The organism is Massilia timonae (genome assembly GCF_001866515.1).
Classification (GTDB): Bacteria; Pseudomonadota; Gammaproteobacteria; order Burkholderiales; family Burkholderiaceae_D; genus Telluria; species Telluria timonae.
The window spans coordinates 905,900-921,744 of the sequence record NZ_JRYB01000001.1; the positions used below are offsets into that span (position 1 = coordinate 905,900).

Annotated in this window: 14 protein-coding genes and 1 tRNA gene; 7 read left to right on the top strand and 8 right to left on the bottom strand. The window is 64.9% G+C overall.

The annotated features are described in order from the left end of the window. The first annotated feature begins 12 nt into the window (after positions 1–12). The 3 genes from LO55_RS04050 to LO55_RS04060 are packed head-to-tail and all read left to right on the top strand — an operon-like array spanning position 13 to position 2,532. A complete protein-coding gene (locus LO55_RS04050; protein ID WP_071360526.1) occupies positions 13–984 on the top strand; it encodes an aliphatic sulfonate ABC transporter substrate-binding protein in 972 nt (323 codons plus the stop codon). Between the two features lies 1 nt (position 985). After that, on the top strand, positions 986–1,807 hold the full coding sequence (locus LO55_RS04055) for an ABC transporter permease (RefSeq protein WP_071360527.1): 822 nt from the start codon (positions 986–988) through the stop codon (positions 1,805–1,807). Next, positions 1,804–2,532, top strand: a complete 729-nt coding sequence (locus LO55_RS04060) for an ABC transporter ATP-binding protein (protein ID WP_071360528.1) — start codon at positions 1,804–1,806, stop codon at positions 2,530–2,532. The genes LO55_RS04055 and LO55_RS04060 overlap by 4 nt, the downstream gene beginning before the upstream one ends. A 9-nt stretch (positions 2,533–2,541) precedes the next feature. On the opposite strand, the gene epsC is transcribed toward LO55_RS04060, so the two are convergent. After that, positions 2,542–3,471: a serine O-acetyltransferase EpsC gene (gene epsC, locus LO55_RS04065; RefSeq protein WP_071360529.1), complete on the bottom strand. Its 930-nt coding sequence runs from the start codon at positions 3,469–3,471 to the stop codon at positions 2,542–2,544. A gap of 164 nt (positions 3,472–3,635) precedes the next feature. Between epsC and LO55_RS04070 the strand changes: the two genes are divergently transcribed. Both LO55_RS04070 and LO55_RS04075 read left to right on the top strand, forming a co-directional pair. Then, on the top strand, positions 3,636–4,121 hold the full coding sequence (locus LO55_RS04070; RefSeq protein ID WP_005671532.1) for an acyl-CoA thioesterase: 486 nt from the start codon (positions 3,636–3,638) through the stop codon (positions 4,119–4,121). Between the two features lie 54 nt (positions 4,122–4,175). Continuing rightward, positions 4,176–4,251: transfer RNA gene (locus tag LO55_RS04075), tRNA-Phe, on the top strand. 103 nt (positions 4,252–4,354) lie between these two features. Here the strand turns inward: LO55_RS04075 and LO55_RS04080 are convergent. The 6 genes from LO55_RS04080 to LO55_RS04105 form a co-directional block, all read right to left on the bottom strand. After that, on the bottom strand, positions 4,355–5,203 hold the full coding sequence (locus LO55_RS04080; protein WP_071360530.1) for a hypothetical protein: 849 nt from the start codon (positions 5,201–5,203) through the stop codon (positions 4,355–4,357). 124 nt (positions 5,204–5,327) lie between these two features. Further along, the gene (locus LO55_RS04085) at positions 5,328–6,902 is read right to left on the bottom strand and encodes an AbgT family transporter (RefSeq protein ID WP_071360531.1); all 1,575 of its coding nucleotides are present in this window, start codon (positions 6,900–6,902) and stop codon (positions 5,328–5,330) included. Between the two features lie 213 nt (positions 6,903–7,115). Continuing rightward, positions 7,116–7,535 (bottom strand): hypothetical protein, encoded by a 420-nt coding sequence (locus tag LO55_RS04090; RefSeq protein WP_143054446.1) that lies wholly within the window; start codon positions 7,533–7,535, stop codon positions 7,116–7,118. A gap of 125 nt (positions 7,536–7,660) precedes the next feature. Beyond that, entirely contained in the window at positions 7,661–8,572 is a 912-nt protein-coding gene (locus tag LO55_RS04095) for a hypothetical protein (protein ID WP_071360533.1), read from the bottom strand. 56 nt (positions 8,573–8,628) lie between these two features. Next, a complete protein-coding gene (locus LO55_RS04100; protein WP_005662951.1) occupies positions 8,629–9,216 on the bottom strand; it encodes a TerD family protein in 588 nt (195 codons plus the stop codon). 27 nt (positions 9,217–9,243) lie between these two features. Continuing rightward, positions 9,244–10,368, bottom strand: a complete 1,125-nt coding sequence (locus tag LO55_RS04105; protein WP_071360534.1) for a toxic anion resistance protein — start codon at positions 10,366–10,368, stop codon at positions 9,244–9,246. Between the two features lie 147 nt (positions 10,369–10,515). On the opposite strand from LO55_RS04105, the gene LO55_RS04110 reads away from it, so the two are divergent. Further along, positions 10,516–12,321 (top strand): DUF885 domain-containing protein, encoded by a 1,806-nt coding sequence (locus tag LO55_RS04110; protein ID WP_071360535.1) that lies wholly within the window; start codon positions 10,516–10,518, stop codon positions 12,319–12,321. Between the two features lie 7 nt (positions 12,322–12,328). Here the strand turns inward: LO55_RS04110 and LO55_RS04115 are convergent, their stop codons facing one another. Next, a complete protein-coding gene (locus tag LO55_RS04115) occupies positions 12,329–13,681 on the bottom strand; it encodes an HAF repeat-containing protein (RefSeq protein WP_071360536.1) in 1,353 nt (450 codons plus the stop codon). Positions 13,682–14,097: 416 nt separating this feature from the next. Here LO55_RS04115 and LO55_RS04120 point away from each other — a divergent pair, with 416 nt between their 5' ends. Further along, the gene (locus LO55_RS04120; protein ID WP_071360537.1) at positions 14,098–15,504 is read left to right on the top strand and encodes an FAD-binding oxidoreductase; all 1,407 of its coding nucleotides are present in this window, start codon (positions 14,098–14,100) and stop codon (positions 15,502–15,504) included. Positions 15,505–15,845: the final 341 nt, after the last annotated feature.

A 15,845-nucleotide genomic window follows, 5' to 3' on the forward strand; every position in this document is an offset into this window, starting at 1 on the left:
CAAAGGACCATCATGAAACGAAGAAGCCTGTTGCAACTGGTTGCCAGCGGCGCCGCCCTCGCCGCCTTGCCAGCACGCGCCGCTCCCTTATCGGAACTGCGCCTCGACTACGCCCACTATTCGCCCACCAGCCTGGTGCTGCGCCACTTCGGCTGGCTCGAAGAAGAGTTCAAGGCCGACGGCACCCGCATCAAGTGGGTGTTCAGCGCCGGCAGCAACCGCGCGCTCGAATACCTGAACGCGAACAGCATCGACATCGGTTCGAGCGCCGGCCTGGCGGCCCTGCTGGCCCGCGCCAACGGCAATCCGATCCGCACGCCCTATCTGTTCTCGCGGCCCGAGTGGACGGCGCTGGTGGTGCCCAAGAACTCCCCCATCCGCAGCCTGGCCGACCTGAAGGGCAAGAAGGTGGCCGCGACCAAGGGCACCGATCCCTATCTGTTCCTGCTGCGCGCGCTGCAGACCGTGGGCCTGAAGCGCAGCGACATCGAACATGTCAGCCTGCAGCACGCGGACGGCCGGGCGGCGCTGGAACAGGGCCGCGTGGATGCCTGGGCCGGCCTCGATCCGCATATGGCGGCGGCCGAACTGGAAGGCGGCGCACGCCTGCTGTACCGTAACGTCGGTTTCAATACCTATGGTTTCCTGAACGTGCGCGAAGACTTCCTGGCCACCCGCGCGAACGAGACCGCGCGCGTGATCAGGGCCTACGAGCGCGCCCGCGCCTGGGCCCGCGCCAATCCGTCGGAAGCGGCGAAAATCCTGTCTACGGAGGCCAAGGTGCCGCTGCCGGTCGCGCTGCTGCAGGTCAAGCTGCGCTCGGACTTCAGCAACGCCCAGCCGACCGCCGAGCACCTGCGCGCGCTTCAGCTGGCGGCGCCGATCCTGCGCGACGAGGCGCTGGTGCGCCCCGGTACCGACCTGGACAAGGCGATCGCTGGCCTGGTCGACACCGGCTTCGCACGCCAGCTCACCAGGGCCTGACATGGAACGGCAGGCCATCACGCTGGAAGCGCCGCCGCCGGCAACGCGCGCGCGACGCCGTCTCGGCTTCCCTCTGGGCTTGCTGTTGCCGGCGCTGGCCCTGATCGGCGCGGAAGCCGGCGTGCGCGCCGGCCTGGTGCCGGCCAACCTGCTGCCGCCACCGAGCGCCATCCTCGAATCCCTGTCCTGGCTGCTGGAGAACGGCCTGGCGGGCCACGTCGGCGCCAGCACGCTGCGGGTGGCGGCCGGCTTCGCCGCCGGCGCCCTGCTGGCGCTGCCGCTCGGCGCGCTGGTGGCCCTGAACCGGCGTGCGGAAAGCCTGCTCGACCCCAGCTTCCAGGCGCTGCGCGCGATTCCGTCGCTGGCCTGGGTGCCGCTGCTGCTGCTCTGGTTCGGCATCGACGAGGCGCCCAAGATCATCCTGATCGCGATCGGCGCCTTCTTCCCGGTGTACATGGGCGTGGTGGCCGGCATCCGCGGCGTCGACCGCGGCCTGACCGAGGTCGGGCTGCTGTATCGCCTGTCGCCGCTGGCGCTGGCGCGCCGGGTGCTGCTGCCGGCGGCGCTGCCCTCGGTGCTGACCGGCCTGCGCAACGGCCTGAGCCTGGCGTGGATGTTCATGGTGGCGGCCGAGCTGATCGCCGCCAGCCGCGGCCTGGGCTATCTGCTGACGGACGGCCGCGAATCGAGCCGCGCCGACATCATGCTGGCGGCCATCGTGCTGCTGGCCCTGCTGGGCAAGGCCAGCGACAGCGCGATGCAGGCGCTGGAACGGCGCTGGCTGGCCTGGCGCGACAGCTATGGGGAAAGGGCGACGCGATGAGTTTCCTCGAGATCGCCATCGATGAGAAACGCCACGGCGCACGCACGGTGCTGCGCGGACTGCGGCTGGGACTGGACCAGGGTGAGATCGTCAGCCTGGTCGGCGCCAGCGGCTGCGGCAAGAGCACCTTGTTGTCGATCGTGGCGGGGCTGGACGGCGACTACCGCGGCGCGGTGCGGCTCGACGGCCGCCAGTTGACGGGGCCGGATGCCGACGTCGGCCTGGTGTTCCAGGCGCCGCGCCTGTTCCCGTGGCTGACCGTGGCGCAGAACGTCGTCTTCGGCGGACACGCGCGGCCGAACCCGGAGCGCGCCCATGCCCTGCTGGAGGAGGTCGGCCTGAAGGGATATGGCGATGCGCTGCCCAAGCAGCTGTCGGGCGGCCAGGCCCAGCGCGCGGCCATCGCGCGCGGCCTGTACCTGGAGCCGCACGTGCTGCTGCTGGACGAACCGTTTTCGGCGGTCGACGCCTTCACCCGCATGCGCCTGCAAGACCTGCTGGCGGAAGCGGCGCGCCAGCGCGGCCTGACCGTGCTGCTGGTGACCCACGATATCGATGAGGCGATCTATCTGAGCGACCGCGTGGTGCTGATGGATGGCGTGCCCGGCCCGGTGCGCGCCGAGTTCACGAACGACGCGCCATGGCCGCGCGAGCGCGGCAAGCTGGCGCTGTCGCCGTTGAAACCGGCGATCCTCGACAGCCTGCACGCGGTGCACGCCATTTAGACGCTCGACTCAGGTGTTGCGCATCTGCGCCTGCGACACATTGCTGCCCGGCGGGACGCTCTGGGTCAGCCAGACGTTGCCGCCGATGGTCGAACCGGCGCCGATCGTGATGCGGCCCAGGATGGTGGCGCCGGCATAGATGACGACGTCGTCCTCGACGATCGGATGGCGCGGCGTGCCCTTGACCAGGGCGCCGCTCTCGTCGACCGGGAAGCGCTTGGCGCCGAGCGTGACGGCCTGGTACAGGCGCACGCGCTCGCCCAGGATCGCGGTTTCGCCGATGACGACGCCGGTGCCGTGATCGATGAAGAAGCTGCCGCCGATCTGCGCGCCGGGGTGGATGTCGATGCCGGTCAGCGAGTGGCCGATGTCGGCCGTGACCCGCGCCAGGAACGGCACGCCGAGGCGGGTGAGGCAATGCGCGATGCGGTGGTAGAGGATGGCGATGGTGCCGGGATAGCACAGCATGATCTCGGCCACCGAGGTGGCGGCCGGGTCGCCGGCCAGCGCGGCCTGCACGTCGGACACCAGCAGCGCACGGACGGCAGGCAGGCTGGCGGCGAACTCGCGCGTGATGGCGCGGGCGCGCTCGGCCAGCACGACGTCATCGGTCTGGTCATGCTCAGATGAGAACTCGGGCGAAAAGCGCAGCGCGCGCCGCACCTGCTCGGCCAGGCGGTCGAGCGCCACGTTGAGCGTGTCGGCGACGAAGTAGTCGATGCTCTCGTCGTTCAGGTCGGGGCGGCCATAATGCGTGGGGAACAGGGCGGCGGAGATGCCGTCCACGATCTGGCGCACGACTTCACGCGACGGCAGTTCGCGCACCCTGCCCTGGTGCCGGATATTGTGGGTGGATTCGCGCGACGTGCGCAGTGCGTCGATGACGGGACCGAGGTGCCACTGCACCGATCCGCCCTGATGGAAAAATTCGCTGTTCATTCGCCGAGCCTATACGATTCGTTTTTCAATGACTACGATTTTATTGGTATGTCGATATGCGTGCTTTGACGCGCTCAAAAACGGTCCCTGCCGACGGCAGAACTTGCCGCGCGGCAGTTTCTAAGGCAACATCAAGCACTGATTTCTTTTGTAACGACACGACCATGAACCTCCCCTCCCACCAGCTCAGCATGACGGTGCTGATGACGCCCGACACCGCCAACTTCTCCGGCAACGTGCACGGCGGCACCATCCTGAAACTGCTCGACCAGGTCGCCTACGCCTGCGCCAGCCGCTACGCCGGCCGCTACGTGGTGACGATGAGCGTCGACCAGGTGACCTTCCGCCAGCCGATCCACGTGGGCGAGCTGGTGACCTTCCTGGCCGCCGTGAACTACACCGGCCGCAGCTCGATGGAAATCGGGATCAAGGTGATCGCCGAAGACATCCGCAGCAAGGTGGTGCGCCATGTGAACAGCTGCTTCTTCACGATGGTGGCGGTGGGCGACGACAAGAAGCCGGCGGCGATTCCGCCGCTGGAACCGTCGACGCCGGATGAACTGCGCCGCTTCGAGGAAGCCAAGGGCCGACGCGAGTCGCGCCTGGCGCTGGAGCGGGACCACGCACAGCGGATCTCGTCCAAGGGGTGAATCAGGCGCGGGATTGTTTATCCGCCGCAAACGCTGCTATAATTGCGGCCTCTTGGCCTGGTAGCTCAGTTGGTAGAGCAGAGGATTGAAAATCCTTGTGTCGGTGGTTCGATTCCGCCCCGGGCCACCAAGAACATACTTCACGCAACGCCCACTCATGCAAGTGGGCGTTGTCGTTTCTGTGATTCGCAGCCCAAGATGCCAGCTTCGAAACTGGCATCCCAGCTTATGCATCAGCTGGCAGTGATCCTTTCGATCGCTTTTACAGCCGTCCCGCCACCCGGAACCAAGGCGCCTGCCAGTTCCGAGCCCATTTCGAAAAGCATTTCGCGTGTGGTGATTGCCTGCAGTTTTTCCTTGAACCACTGGCCATTTTCGATCACTTCCCCTGTCAGGCCGTCGACTTCAATGACCCCTACCTTGTCCTCGGTCGTCCAGGCAAATTCAAATGCAAACACAGGACGGTAGTAGAGGTACACTTTTTCAATCGTAACGATGTCTTCCTGAAACTCGTGGGCATTGATTACTTCTGCGTCCAGCGTCTGGCGTATCTTCTGCAACAGCATCGGCAAACGTAGTTGCGGAACGATCGCTTCGGGCAGTTCCAGTACCGTATGCTCCTGCACTTTGTATTTGTTGATGTAATTCGCCAGAACTCCCTTTTTCAGGTCGCGCGACAGCCCGTCGAGGTGATCTTCGTAGTTAATCTTCCTATGAGAAAATTCGACTCCCTGCAGGTTGATCGACCGTTTATTTCCTTGCTCTGCAATCGAATACTCCTTTCCGTTGATGAGAACTTTTTTTGCATACGCATTGCCGATCTCCACAGGATAGGTCAGCTCGCGTGAGTAATCGACTGACCGAGTCGTCACTACATGCCAAAATGGCTCATAACGCAAGACGTGCTTCGAAAGGAGGACAGTTTCTTCCTTGGGGCGTTTGAAGGGATTCAACTTCGCCAGCATCCCGAAAGCATTCAATTTTTTCTGATTCGCCTGCTCGGTGGCAGCGCTCAGAGGATAGACCTGGTCGAACACAAATACCTTTTCGGCATTGTCCAAGTATTGAAGAAGTTCCGCCATATGAGACTCAAAAGAAATATTTTGTATATTAAACCATTTATTTCATGCCAGAGGTGATGCAGAGAGTGGGTATTGTCGTTTCTGGGATTTATCCGGGGCGCTACTGGAGCGCCGCCCCCAACTGTCAACGTTCCGCCGGATAGGAATATGACGAGCCAATCCCCAACGGCAGCTCGACCGCCCAGAAAGCGAGCAAGAACGCCGTCCACGTCACGATCAGGCTGATCGAATACGGCAGCATCAGCGCGATCAGCGTACCGATGCCCGTCGACTGCACATATTTCTTGCAGAAGACGATGATCAGCGGGAAATACGGCAGCAAGGGCGTAATGATGTTGGTCGAGGAATCGCCCACCCGGTACGCCGCCTGGGTCATGTCCGGCGACACCCCGAGTTCCATCAGCATCGGCACCATCACCGCCGAGATCAGCGCCCATTTGGCGGACGCCGAACCGATGAACAGGTTGACCGTGGCCGTCAGGAGCACGATGCCAGTCAGCGTGACGCCCAGCGGGAACGCCATTTCCCTGAGCCACAGCGCGCCCTTGAGCGCGATGAGCGCGCCCAGGTTGGACTGCCCGAAGGCGAAGATGAACTGCGCACAGAAGAACGCCATGACGACGTAATAGCCCATGCCGCTCATCGCATGGCTCATGCCCTTGACGATGTCGCGGTGGTTCTTCGCGGTGCCGGCGACATAACCGTAGACCACGCCGGGAATCAGGAAGAAGATGAAGATCAGCGCGACGATCGACTGCATCAGCGGCGCCGACGAATGCGTCAGCTCGCGCGTATCCGGCGCACGCCAGGCCGAACCTTCCGGCATCAGCGAGAGCAGCAGCAGGGCCAGGCTGGCGACCATCGCGATGCCGGCCCAGCGCAGACCCCTGATCTCGTTCGGCTGCAGCGCATCCATCGTGGGCAGGCCGGCGGGATCGCCGTCGACCGGCGAATTCTTGTTCAGCCGCGGCTCGATCACCTTGTCGGTCAGGAACCAGCCGACCAGGATCACGAGGAAGGTCGAGGCGGTCGTGAAATAGTAATTATTGAGCGGATTGATGACGATCGATGCGGCGGCCGGGTCGGACGACAGCCGCGCGGCGACCTGGGTCAGGCCGGCCAGCAGCGGGTCGAGGCTCGACGGCACGAAGAAGGTCGCGGAAAAGCCGCCCGATACGCCGGCGAAGGCGGCCGCGATGCCGGCCAGCGGATGGCGCCCGGCGGCGTAGAAGATGACGGCGCCCAGCGGAATGACCAGCACATAGCCGGCATCGACGGCCACGTGGCTCAGGATGCCGACGCCGATCAGCACGGGCGTCAGCAGCAACCTCGGCGTCACCGCCAGGATCTTGCGCAGCCCGGCGTTGATGAAGCCGGTGTATTCGGCCACGCCCAGCCCCAGCATCGCCACCAGCACCACGCCGAGCGGCGGGAAGGTGACGAAGGTATTGACCATCTTCGCCATGAAATCCGTCAGGGCGGCCGGCGCCAGCAGATTTTTGATCTCGATCGGTGCGCCGGTACGCGGGTCGATGTCGTTGAAGACCAGGCCGGACATGGCCCAGGAGGTGGCCCACACCACGGCCAGCAGCAATGCGAACAGGATGGCCGGGTCGGGCAGCTTGTTGCCTGCCACCTCGATCCAGTTCAGGACACGGTTCAATCCACGCGGCTTGGCGCCAGTTGCTTGTGCAGTCATCGTAGCCTTTGCTTGAAGGAGACTTTGAAATGGTCGATAACGCGCAGCAGCAAGCCTGTCAATACTTGGGCATTGCCTGCCAGCTGTTATCTACAAGACACATCAAGCCACATAGTACGCAGAAGCCGGGCTGTCGAAAAGCTTCTTGATGAGCAAACGTCCTGAGGAAGGATTACGACGGGAATTTCTCCATTTGGCCCGAAGCAATCGAGCTCATTCTTTTCGTTCCCTGAATTCACCTTCGATGACCGTGTCATCGTTGCTCTCGGGACGCTTTTGCCCACCGAATGTGAATACAGACGAAGACATGCGATCAACAATTGCTCGCCGCAGCCATGGATAAGCGAGGACAAAAGCCGTCGCGACACCCGCAAACAGTGCGGGCACGTAGTCGCCTCGCGTCACGAAGGTGAACAGGCTCAGTGCAAGTATGCTCACGATGAGCGGTCGACGGACAGGTTTGGGCAAGAGGCCGACAATGCGCAGCCTTCCCTCTTTTATCCAGGGAAATCTCGCGAAAAGAACGCCGATCAGCAGTCCTGCCGCGATCCGGCCCGTGCCGAGATAATCGGCCACCACCCCGATGACGAGAAAACCGGTGTAGGTCATCGTAGCGGCCAGGGCGGCCAACATGGATATCGCAACGGCGGCCGTCAGCTTCGGCCTGCCGATTGCTGCAGTGATGAGAAAACGTAGGATTTGTATACTCCTGCAAATGGGCTTTGAGGCTATGGCAAATTCTAACAGCCGCACCTGTTTCAGGGCGGCCAGGAGCCTGCCCCGCGCTGCGCCTGCGCCATCTCCACGGCCGGCAAGGTCACGGTCAGGAACGACGACACCTGCCCGATCAAGTCCGCCGCCTGCTGCCGCACCTGCTTCATCTGCAGCACCGACAGCTCGGCCTGGCGCACCGCCTGCTGGATCAAGGTGCGGCGCTGCACGAGCGCATCGCGCAGCGCCGCATCCGGCGCGTCCTCGACGAGTGTCGACACTACGGCCAGCACGAGCAGGTGCAAGCCCAGCCCTTTCGCCGACGCTTCGAGGTCGCGCATGGCGACCTCGCTGTCGGTCATCAGCTGCAGCAGTTGCGTGCGCGCCGACGTCAGCACCGGCCTGTATTCGGCAGGCGACGTCGGTCGGCGAAACAGCCGGCCGAACATGCCCGGCGGCCCCTTGGTAGTGTCGAGCGCAGCTTCCAGCAGCGCCGGCACGCCCATCTGCGTGAATTTCAGTACGAGTTCGGTGATGGGCTGGAGCAGCGCCGCCTGCTCCATCAGCGGCTCCTCTGCCCAATCGGTCACCAGCGCCAGCCGCACCGGCAGGATGCGACGAAACAGGATGGCCAGGCGCTGCTCCGAATGCGCGTACACATCCGGATAATCGGCGTGGACGGTGGCGAGCGCATCGCGCACCGCCGGATGGTCTTCGCTGTCGAACAGCGGCCGGGCCACGGTTTTCCTGGTCACGGCAGACGCAGCCGGAACCGCAGGAACGTCGTCGAAGGACAGCGCCCTGGGCTGACTATTGCGGTCTGGCGCTGCCGCGGCATCGTGCTCGTCGCCGAAATCGAAGGCCCGCGGCCCGGCCGGACGGTCGACCGGATCGATCGGATCAGAGGGCGGCTCCGGCGCGTCGCCGAAGTCGAATGCCTTGGGCGTCTGGTGTGTCATCGATCTACCTGGCGGCGCCAGCCATCAGCGCCTCGGAAGGATACGCACAACGCTGCTCAGACGGTGCCGCCGAGCTTGCGGATGAAGGTCGCCAAATTCAGCTTGAAGCCCGCGCCGACGGCCTGGAAACGCCACTCGCCATCCTTGCGGTACAGCGAACCGAATTGCAGCGCGGTCTTGTCTGAGTAGTCTTCGTTCAGGTTGTATTCCGCGATCGTCTCGCCGGTGTCGTCGTTGTACACCTTCACGTAAGCGCCGGAGACGCTGCCGAAGTTCTGCTTGCGCGCCTCGGCCTCGTGGATGGTGACCACGATCGGCATTTCCATGACCGCCGCGTCGACCTTGGCCAGGTCGACGGTGATCACTTCGTCGTCGCCATCCTTGTCGCCCGTACGGTTGTCGCCCGAGTGCACCACCGCGCCATCGGGCGAGGTCGTGTGGTTGTAATAGACGAAGTGGGCGTTGCTGATCATGACCGGATGGTCGTCCGCGTCTTTCCGGCACAGGAACACCGACGAGTCGAGATCGAAGGCATGACCCGCGGCCGCATTGACCTTCCATCCGAGGCCGATCCGCACGCGCTTCAAGCCCGGGGCGGATTTTTCGAGGTTGATGCGGTGGCCGGTCTGAAGCGTCGTCGACATGAGCTTTCCTTGTATATTGAGTTGAGATTAGGCCGCGCCTGGCGAGAACCTGGCGATCAGCTCCTGCTCCAGCGCCTGCAGTTTCGGCAGTTCGTCGCGGCGGCGCTGCTGGCCTTCGTTCGAGATCTGCTCGAGCTTGTCGAACGCGGTCACCAGTTGCGTCTGCACGTGCTGGGCGGTTTCGAGGCTGACGATCGAGCGCTGCTTGGCACGGGCCACGGTCTCGGTATTTTCCAGCAGCATATCGGCCTGGGCGCGGAAGGCCGCGTCGGTGGCGTCGTAGGCGGCGTTGGCGACCGCCGCGCTCTGCTTGGCTTCCAGCTGCAGCAGGTAGAGCGAGAACACGTTGCGCCAGGCCGGGATCGACACGTTGACGATGTCGGTGAAGGTGTCGGTCAAGGCGCGCGCGTTGTCTTGCGACAGGCGGATCTGCGGCACCATCTGCGTGGCCATCAGCATCGCGCGGCGCAGGTCGTCGATGCGTTTTTCGAGACGCTCGAGACGGCGCCGCAGTTCGGTCGCCTGCTGCGCCTCGAAGGCATTGGCCGCCGCGGCTTGCTGCGCGACCGCCTGGCGCAGCCGCTCGGCCCAGGCTTCGCCCTTCTTCACGTCGGCGTCCAGGCCTTGATAATAAACCTCGAGGCCCTTGTACATCTCGTCGAAGTCGTGGATGCGCGCCCGGTGCACATTGGCGTGGCGCGTCATCTCGGACACCAGCGTGTCCATGCGCGACTCGACCACCTGGTATTGCGACAGCATCTTTTCCTTGACCGAGCCGAACATGTTCGACACGCGCGACAGCAGGCCGCCCGACTTGAGCTTGGCCGGGTCCAGGCCCTTCGAGGTGGCGATCAGTTCGTTCAGCTGCGTGCCGAACACGTCCGCATCCGAGGCGCGTACCGTGCCCAGCAGCTTGGCCGACACCTTCGCCACACCCGGTCCCGCAGCGCTGCCCAGGGTCTCGATGGCCTTGTCGTCGATGCCGGTGAGGTCGACAGGGATCACCGGCTTTGTTTCCGCCTCCGGCCGCAACGCCGGCAGCGCGTCCGGCGTGAGGGCCGGATCCAGCAGGGGCGGCAGACCGGCGGCAGGCGTCACGGGGGTCGTCGACGCGGCCTTCGCTTCGTCGTCGGAGGAGAACAGCGGTTTCATGGAATCCCTCTGGGTTGGTATGACAACATCAATAGCTTACCACTGGACAATCGGGCTGCAAGGGTTTCTGCGCCGGGCATTCTGCCTGTTGTATTGCACCTGGGTCATCATGCTATTCTTGCATGGACCTGACCACCTAGAGAAGACATGACCCGCTCGCTCCCCCCTATTCTGTCCAATGCGCTGCGCACTGCGCTGTGCACCGTGCTGTGCGCCGCCCTCCCCGCTTTCGCCCAAGTCAAGACGCCGGCCACGCCGGAAAAGATGAACCAGTTATATAGCGACTACTGGGAAGACTACCTGCGCGAAAACCCGATCGCCGCCACCTTCAATGGCGACCATCGCTACAACGACCGCTTCGGCCCGACCTCGTCGGCCGAGAACCGCAAGCAGACCCGCGCGCTGGCCGAGAAATACCTCGCCAGCAGCGCCAAGTTCGATCCGGCGCCGCTGCCCTCGGAAGACCGCATCAGCTATGACCTGCTGCGCTACCGCCTGCAGCAAGACCTCGACAGCCTGCGCTTCCCGTCCGACCTGGTGCCGGTGGATCAGTTCTCGGGCCTGCATCTGCTGATGGCCCAGCTGGGTTCGGGCGCCTCCACGCAGCCGTTCCAGACCGTGCAGGACTACGAGAACTGGCTCAAGCGCGCTGCCGGCTACGCGCCGGCGGTCGACGACAGCATCGCCAATATGCGCGCCGGCATCCAGCAAGGCATCGTGATGCCGAAGGCGCTGATCCAGCGCGTGCTGCCGCAGCTCGAGAACGTCGGCAGCGACAACCTCGACACCAGCACCTATATGGGGCCGACCAAGAAATTCCCGGCGTCCTTCAGCGCCGCCGACAAGGCGCGCCTGACTGAGGCTTATGGAAAAATGGTGCGCGAACAGTTGGCGCCTGCCAACCGCAAGCTGCTGGCCTTCATGAAGGACACCTACCTGCCGGCAGGCCGCGACACGGCCGGCATCGGCGCTCTTCCCGGCGGCAAGGAGTGGTATGCCTTCCTGGCGCGCCGCTCGACCACGACCGACCTGACGCCGGAACAGATCCACGAGATCGGCCTGCGCGAAGTCGCGCGCATCCGCGCCCAGTTCGAAGAAGCCAGGGTCAAGGTCGGCTTCAAGGGCACGTTGAAGGAATTCTTCGCTCACCTCAACACCGCGCCCGAGCTGCGCTTCAAATCGCGCGAAGAGATCCAGGCGGCCTACGAGGCGATGCGTCCGCGCGTCGAGGCCAAAGTCGACCAGCTGTTCGCGCGCGTGCCCAAGGCGCCGTTCGAGATCCGTCCCGTGGAAGCCTTCCGCGAAGTGAGCGCGGCCCCGGCCTCCTACCAGCGCGGCTCGGTCGACGGCAAGCGTCCCGGCGTGTTCTACTTCAACGCCTACAAGCCGGAGACCCGCACCAACTTCACGACCACCGCCTTCTTCCTGCACGAAGCCATTCCCGGCCACCACTTCGAGCGCAGCCTGGCGCAGGAAACCACCGGCCTGCCGGCCTTCCGCCGCTTCGGCGGCAGCACCGCCTTCTCGGAAGGCTGGGGCCTGTACAGCGAAATGCTGGGCCAGGAAATCGGCATGTACAACGATCCATGGCAGTGGGTCGGCCGCCTGACCGCCGAAATCTGGCGCGGCGTGCGCCTGGTGGTCGATACCGGCATCCACTCGAAGGGCTGGACGCGCGAACAGGCAATCGCCTACTTCATGGACAACGTGCCGCAGAACGAGGTGACGGCGGTGCAGGAAGTCGAGCGCTATATCGCGATTCCCGGCCAGGCCCTCAGCTACAAGATCGGCGAACTGAAACTGCGCGAACTGCGCGCACGCGCCGAAAAGACCCTGGGCAAGGACTTCGACCTGCGCGCCTTCCACAACGAAGTGCTGTCGCACGGCGCGGTGCCGCTCGACGTGCTCGAAGCGGCGACCGACCGCTGGATCGCGGCGCAAAAGAAGGGTTGATCCTTTCTTACGGCGCAGTCACCTCCACCTCCTGGCTGACCACGGTGCGGCGGCCATCCCGGCCGACCACCGTGGCCGCCACCGTGTAGATTCCCGGCGCCGAGAAACTGTGGGTGGCGCGCGCGCTGGCCACGCCGCTGCGCTCGTCGATCCGGCGCGCCGCCCCGCCGCTGCCATCTCCCCACGACCAGTCCACGCCGCGCGTGCCGACCCGGTCGCCATCCACGAAGGACACCGATGCCTGCAGCGGCGCGCCGACTTCGACCGTGCGCGGCGCGACGAGCGGCCCGACCGTATGGCCGCTTTCATGTCCACGGTCTGGCCTGAGCAGCACCAGTCCGGCATTCGAGCTGGCCACGATCTCGCCGCGATCGTTGATCGCCATCGCGTGCTCGAGCACCAGCGTCGGCGGCACACGCCGCACGAGCCGGTTCAGGTCCAGCATGCCGCCGACGGCGCTCCAGACGAAGGCGCGCATGGCGCCGGCTTTGTCTTCGGCAAAGCCGACGATCTGGCCTTTCGCATTGACGCCGCGCGCGACCGAGGTCCTGCCTCCCAGCGTGCCGAGTTCGCGCATGCCGCCGCGCGGCGTCCACGACATCGCCCGCTGGCGCCCGTCGGCAAAGCCGATGCCGCCGGCGATGTGCAGGCCGGGCGTCATCGCATTGACCCAGGCCGTGGTGCCGCGGCCGATCCCGAGGTCGACCATGCCGGTGGCGCGCGTCCACAGGAAGGGACGGTCGCCGCCATCGTCCCACGAGGCCAGGCGATTGCCCGCCACCTCGCCCCCGGCGCCCACGGCCACGGGCGACGATTCGACGCTGCCCAGCGTGTCGATGTCGACCAGGCCGCTACCGCGCGTCCAGGCGAACACGCGCGTGAACTCGTCGTCGATCGTGGTCACGCCGGCGATCAGGCCGGCGTCGTTGAGCACGCGACCTGAAGGTTGCTGGAAGGCGGGCGTGACGCCCAGGTCTTCCACTCCGCTACCAATGCTCCAGCGGAACGGACGCGCCGAGTCGCCGAACGAGCCGGTGACGACGCCGCGGTTGTTGATGGCCCAGCCATACGAACGGCCCCGGCCAGGCTCGGCGCGGATGTCGAGCATGCCGCCGCCCGCGCTCCAGACGAAAGCGTTCTCGACGCCGTGTTCGTTGAGCGAGGTGCCCGCGATCTGGCCGGCCTCGTTCAGGTCGTTCGCATACGTGATGCCGCCGCCCAGCGAGCCGATGTTCTTCACGGTTGCGCCGTCATGGAAGAAAGCCGAAGTGCGCCCGCCGTTCACCATCGAGAACGCCACCTGGCCGGCGGCGTTGATGTCGGGGTAGGTCGCGATGGTGCCGGGGCCGAGATTGATCAAGCGGTAGCTCGTGCGCTGCGCGCCGTGTCTGCCGTCCGCCTCGCCGGACGACGACTGCGCAAGCACTGTCGCAGACGTCCACATCGCGGCCAGTAGCAAGACCAGGCGGGGCAGCCTCGATATCGAGTTACCGGTCGGCACATCGTTTCCTCGAGCGATAAGCATGCATGTCTCCGTTAAAGGTGGGACGTCGGGCCCGTCGCCATAAGTGGCGTTGGGGAGCGGGCTCAATCATGCGTTGTACCTGAAGCGCACGGTATGTCGCATCTCGCACTTGTGCGGCCGTTTGTGCTGGGCCAATGCGATTCTCCAGTCCCTATTCCTGCACTCTATTTCCATCTCATGAGCTTGCGTCAACGCACTTCGCCTTCCTATGATGAAGCGAGACGTCGGACCAACCATCTGCGAGGTGCGTCATGGACACGCTGGCGAAGGGGCAATTCAATGAATTGAAGGGGCTGTTAAGAGGAGAACTTTTCGAGGCCAACGATGCGGGCTACGACGATGCCCGCGCCGTCTGGAATGCGATGATCGACCGGCGGCCGGCGCTCATCGTGCGCTGCGCCGGCACGGCCGACGTACGCGCGTCGCTGGCCTACGCGCGCGACCACCAGCTGCGGCTGGCCGTGCGTAGCGGCGGCCACAATATCGCCGGCAGCGCGCTGTGCGACGATGGACTGGTGATCGACCTGTCGCGCATGAAGTCGGTGCAGGTCGACCCGGAGCGTCGCCGCGCCTGGGTGGAAGGCGGCGCCACCCTGCGCGACTTCGACCACGAAGCCCAGGCCTACGGCCTGGCGACGCCACTGGGCATCAACTCCACCACCGGCGTGGCGGGCCTGACCCTGGGCGGCGGCTTCGGCTGGCTCAGCCGTACGCTGGGCCTGGCGGCCGACAATCTGCTGTCGGCCGAAATCGTCACCGCCGACGCCCAGCGCCTGCAGGTGAGCGCGACGGAGCATCCCGACCTGTTCTGGGCCATCCGTGGCGGCGGCGGCAATTTTGGCGTGGTCACGCGCTTCGAATTCGCCTTGCATCCAGTCGGCCCGCAAATCACGGCCGGTCTGATCGTCTACCCGTTCGCCCAGGCCCAGTCGGTCTTGCAGCAATACCGCGACGCCGTCGCGACCATGGCGCCCGACCTCACGGTCTGGGCCGTCCTGCGCAAGGCGCCCCCGCTGCCGTTCCTTCCCCCGCAAGCGCATGGCCAGGACGCGCTGGTGCTGCCGGTCTTTTCGCCATCGCCGAGCGACGCCGTGGACGCCGCCATCGAGCGCATCGCCAAGCTGGGCGAGCCGCTGGGCATGCATGTCGGGCCGATGCCCTACGCGGCCTGGCAGCAGATCTTCGATCCGATGCTCACGCCAGGCGCACGCAACTACTGGAAATCGCATAATTTCACGCAACTGAGCGACGGGGCCATCGACGTCGTTCTACGCTACGCCTCCGATCTGCCTACCCCGCAGTGCGAGATCTTCCTCGGCCTGCTGGGCGGCCAGGCCGGGGCGCCGCCGCCGCAGGCGACCGCCTATCCGCACCGGGACGCGCTGTACGTGATGAACGTGCACACGCGCTGGGAAGACCCGGCCGACGACGAACGCTGCATCGCCTGGGCACGCGCCTTCTTCGCGGATGCCACGCCGTATGCGAGCGGTGGCGTCTACGTCAACTTCATGCCGCAGGACGAAGGCGAGCGCACGTCCGATGCCTATGGCGCCAACTATGCGCGCCTGGCGCAGATCAAGGCGACCTACGATCCGGACAATCTGTTCCGCACCAACCAGAATATTCGGCCGGCGTCCGCTGCAGCTGCGGCCGGCTGACCGGCCGTGGCTTCGATGGCGTCGCGGATGCGGCGTCAGCGGCCGGAACTCGCCCGCCTTGTCCGCCTTGCTCATCGCAGCAGCGAGCCCGATCGTAAACGCTGATCAGGTCTTTGCACGTCTTAAGGAAAACCGCCCGACTATTGCGCTAGCGAAAGGCCAATGCCTATTTCTCGCGCGATGATGCACGACGTTGGGAACACACCTCACCGTTCGCTGTTTTCATTGCTTTGTGCTGCTGCTCTCGCGATGCACCGCGGCCTCGATCTTCCTGCTCGCGCTGTGATGACCCGGTACGACACAATTCAACAAGGACTACCGATATGACTCGACCGTCTTTT

Coding starts and splice junctions, on each gene's coding strand:
- LO55_RS04055 (WP_071360527.1), top strand. CDS start 986: ATGGAACGGCAGGCCATCACGCTGGAAGCGCCGCCGCCGGCAACGCGC.
- LO55_RS04105 (WP_071360534.1), bottom strand. CDS start 10,368: ATGAAACCGCTGTTCTCCTCCGACGACGAAGCGAAGGCCGCGTCGACG.
- LO55_RS04120 (WP_071360537.1), top strand. CDS start 14,098: ATGGACACGCTGGCGAAGGGGCAATTCAATGAATTGAAGGGGCTGTTA.
- epsC (WP_071360529.1), bottom strand. CDS start 3,471: ATGAACAGCGAATTTTTCCATCAGGGCGGATCGGTGCAGTGGCACCTC.
- LO55_RS04090 (WP_143054446.1), bottom strand. CDS start 7,535: ATGTTGGCCGCCCTGGCCGCTACGATGACCTACACCGGTTTTCTCGTC.
- LO55_RS04100 (WP_005662951.1), bottom strand. CDS start 9,216: ATGTCGACGACGCTTCAGACCGGCCACCGCATCAACCTCGAAAAATCC.
- LO55_RS04110 (WP_071360535.1), top strand. CDS start 10,516: ATGACCCGCTCGCTCCCCCCTATTCTGTCCAATGCGCTGCGCACTGCG.
- LO55_RS04085 (WP_071360531.1), bottom strand. CDS start 6,902: ATGACTGCACAAGCAACTGGCGCCAAGCCGCGTGGATTGAACCGTGTC.
- LO55_RS04070 (WP_005671532.1), top strand. CDS start 3,636: ATGAACCTCCCCTCCCACCAGCTCAGCATGACGGTGCTGATGACGCCC.
- LO55_RS04095 (WP_071360533.1), bottom strand. CDS start 8,572: ATGACACACCAGACGCCCAAGGCATTCGACTTCGGCGACGCGCCGGAG.
- LO55_RS04080 (WP_071360530.1), bottom strand. CDS start 5,203: ATGGCGGAACTTCTTCAATACTTGGACAATGCCGAAAAGGTATTTGTG.
- LO55_RS04050 (WP_071360526.1), top strand. CDS start 13: ATGAAACGAAGAAGCCTGTTGCAACTGGTTGCCAGCGGCGCCGCCCTC.
- LO55_RS04060 (WP_071360528.1), top strand. CDS start 1,804: ATGAGTTTCCTCGAGATCGCCATCGATGAGAAACGCCACGGCGCACGC.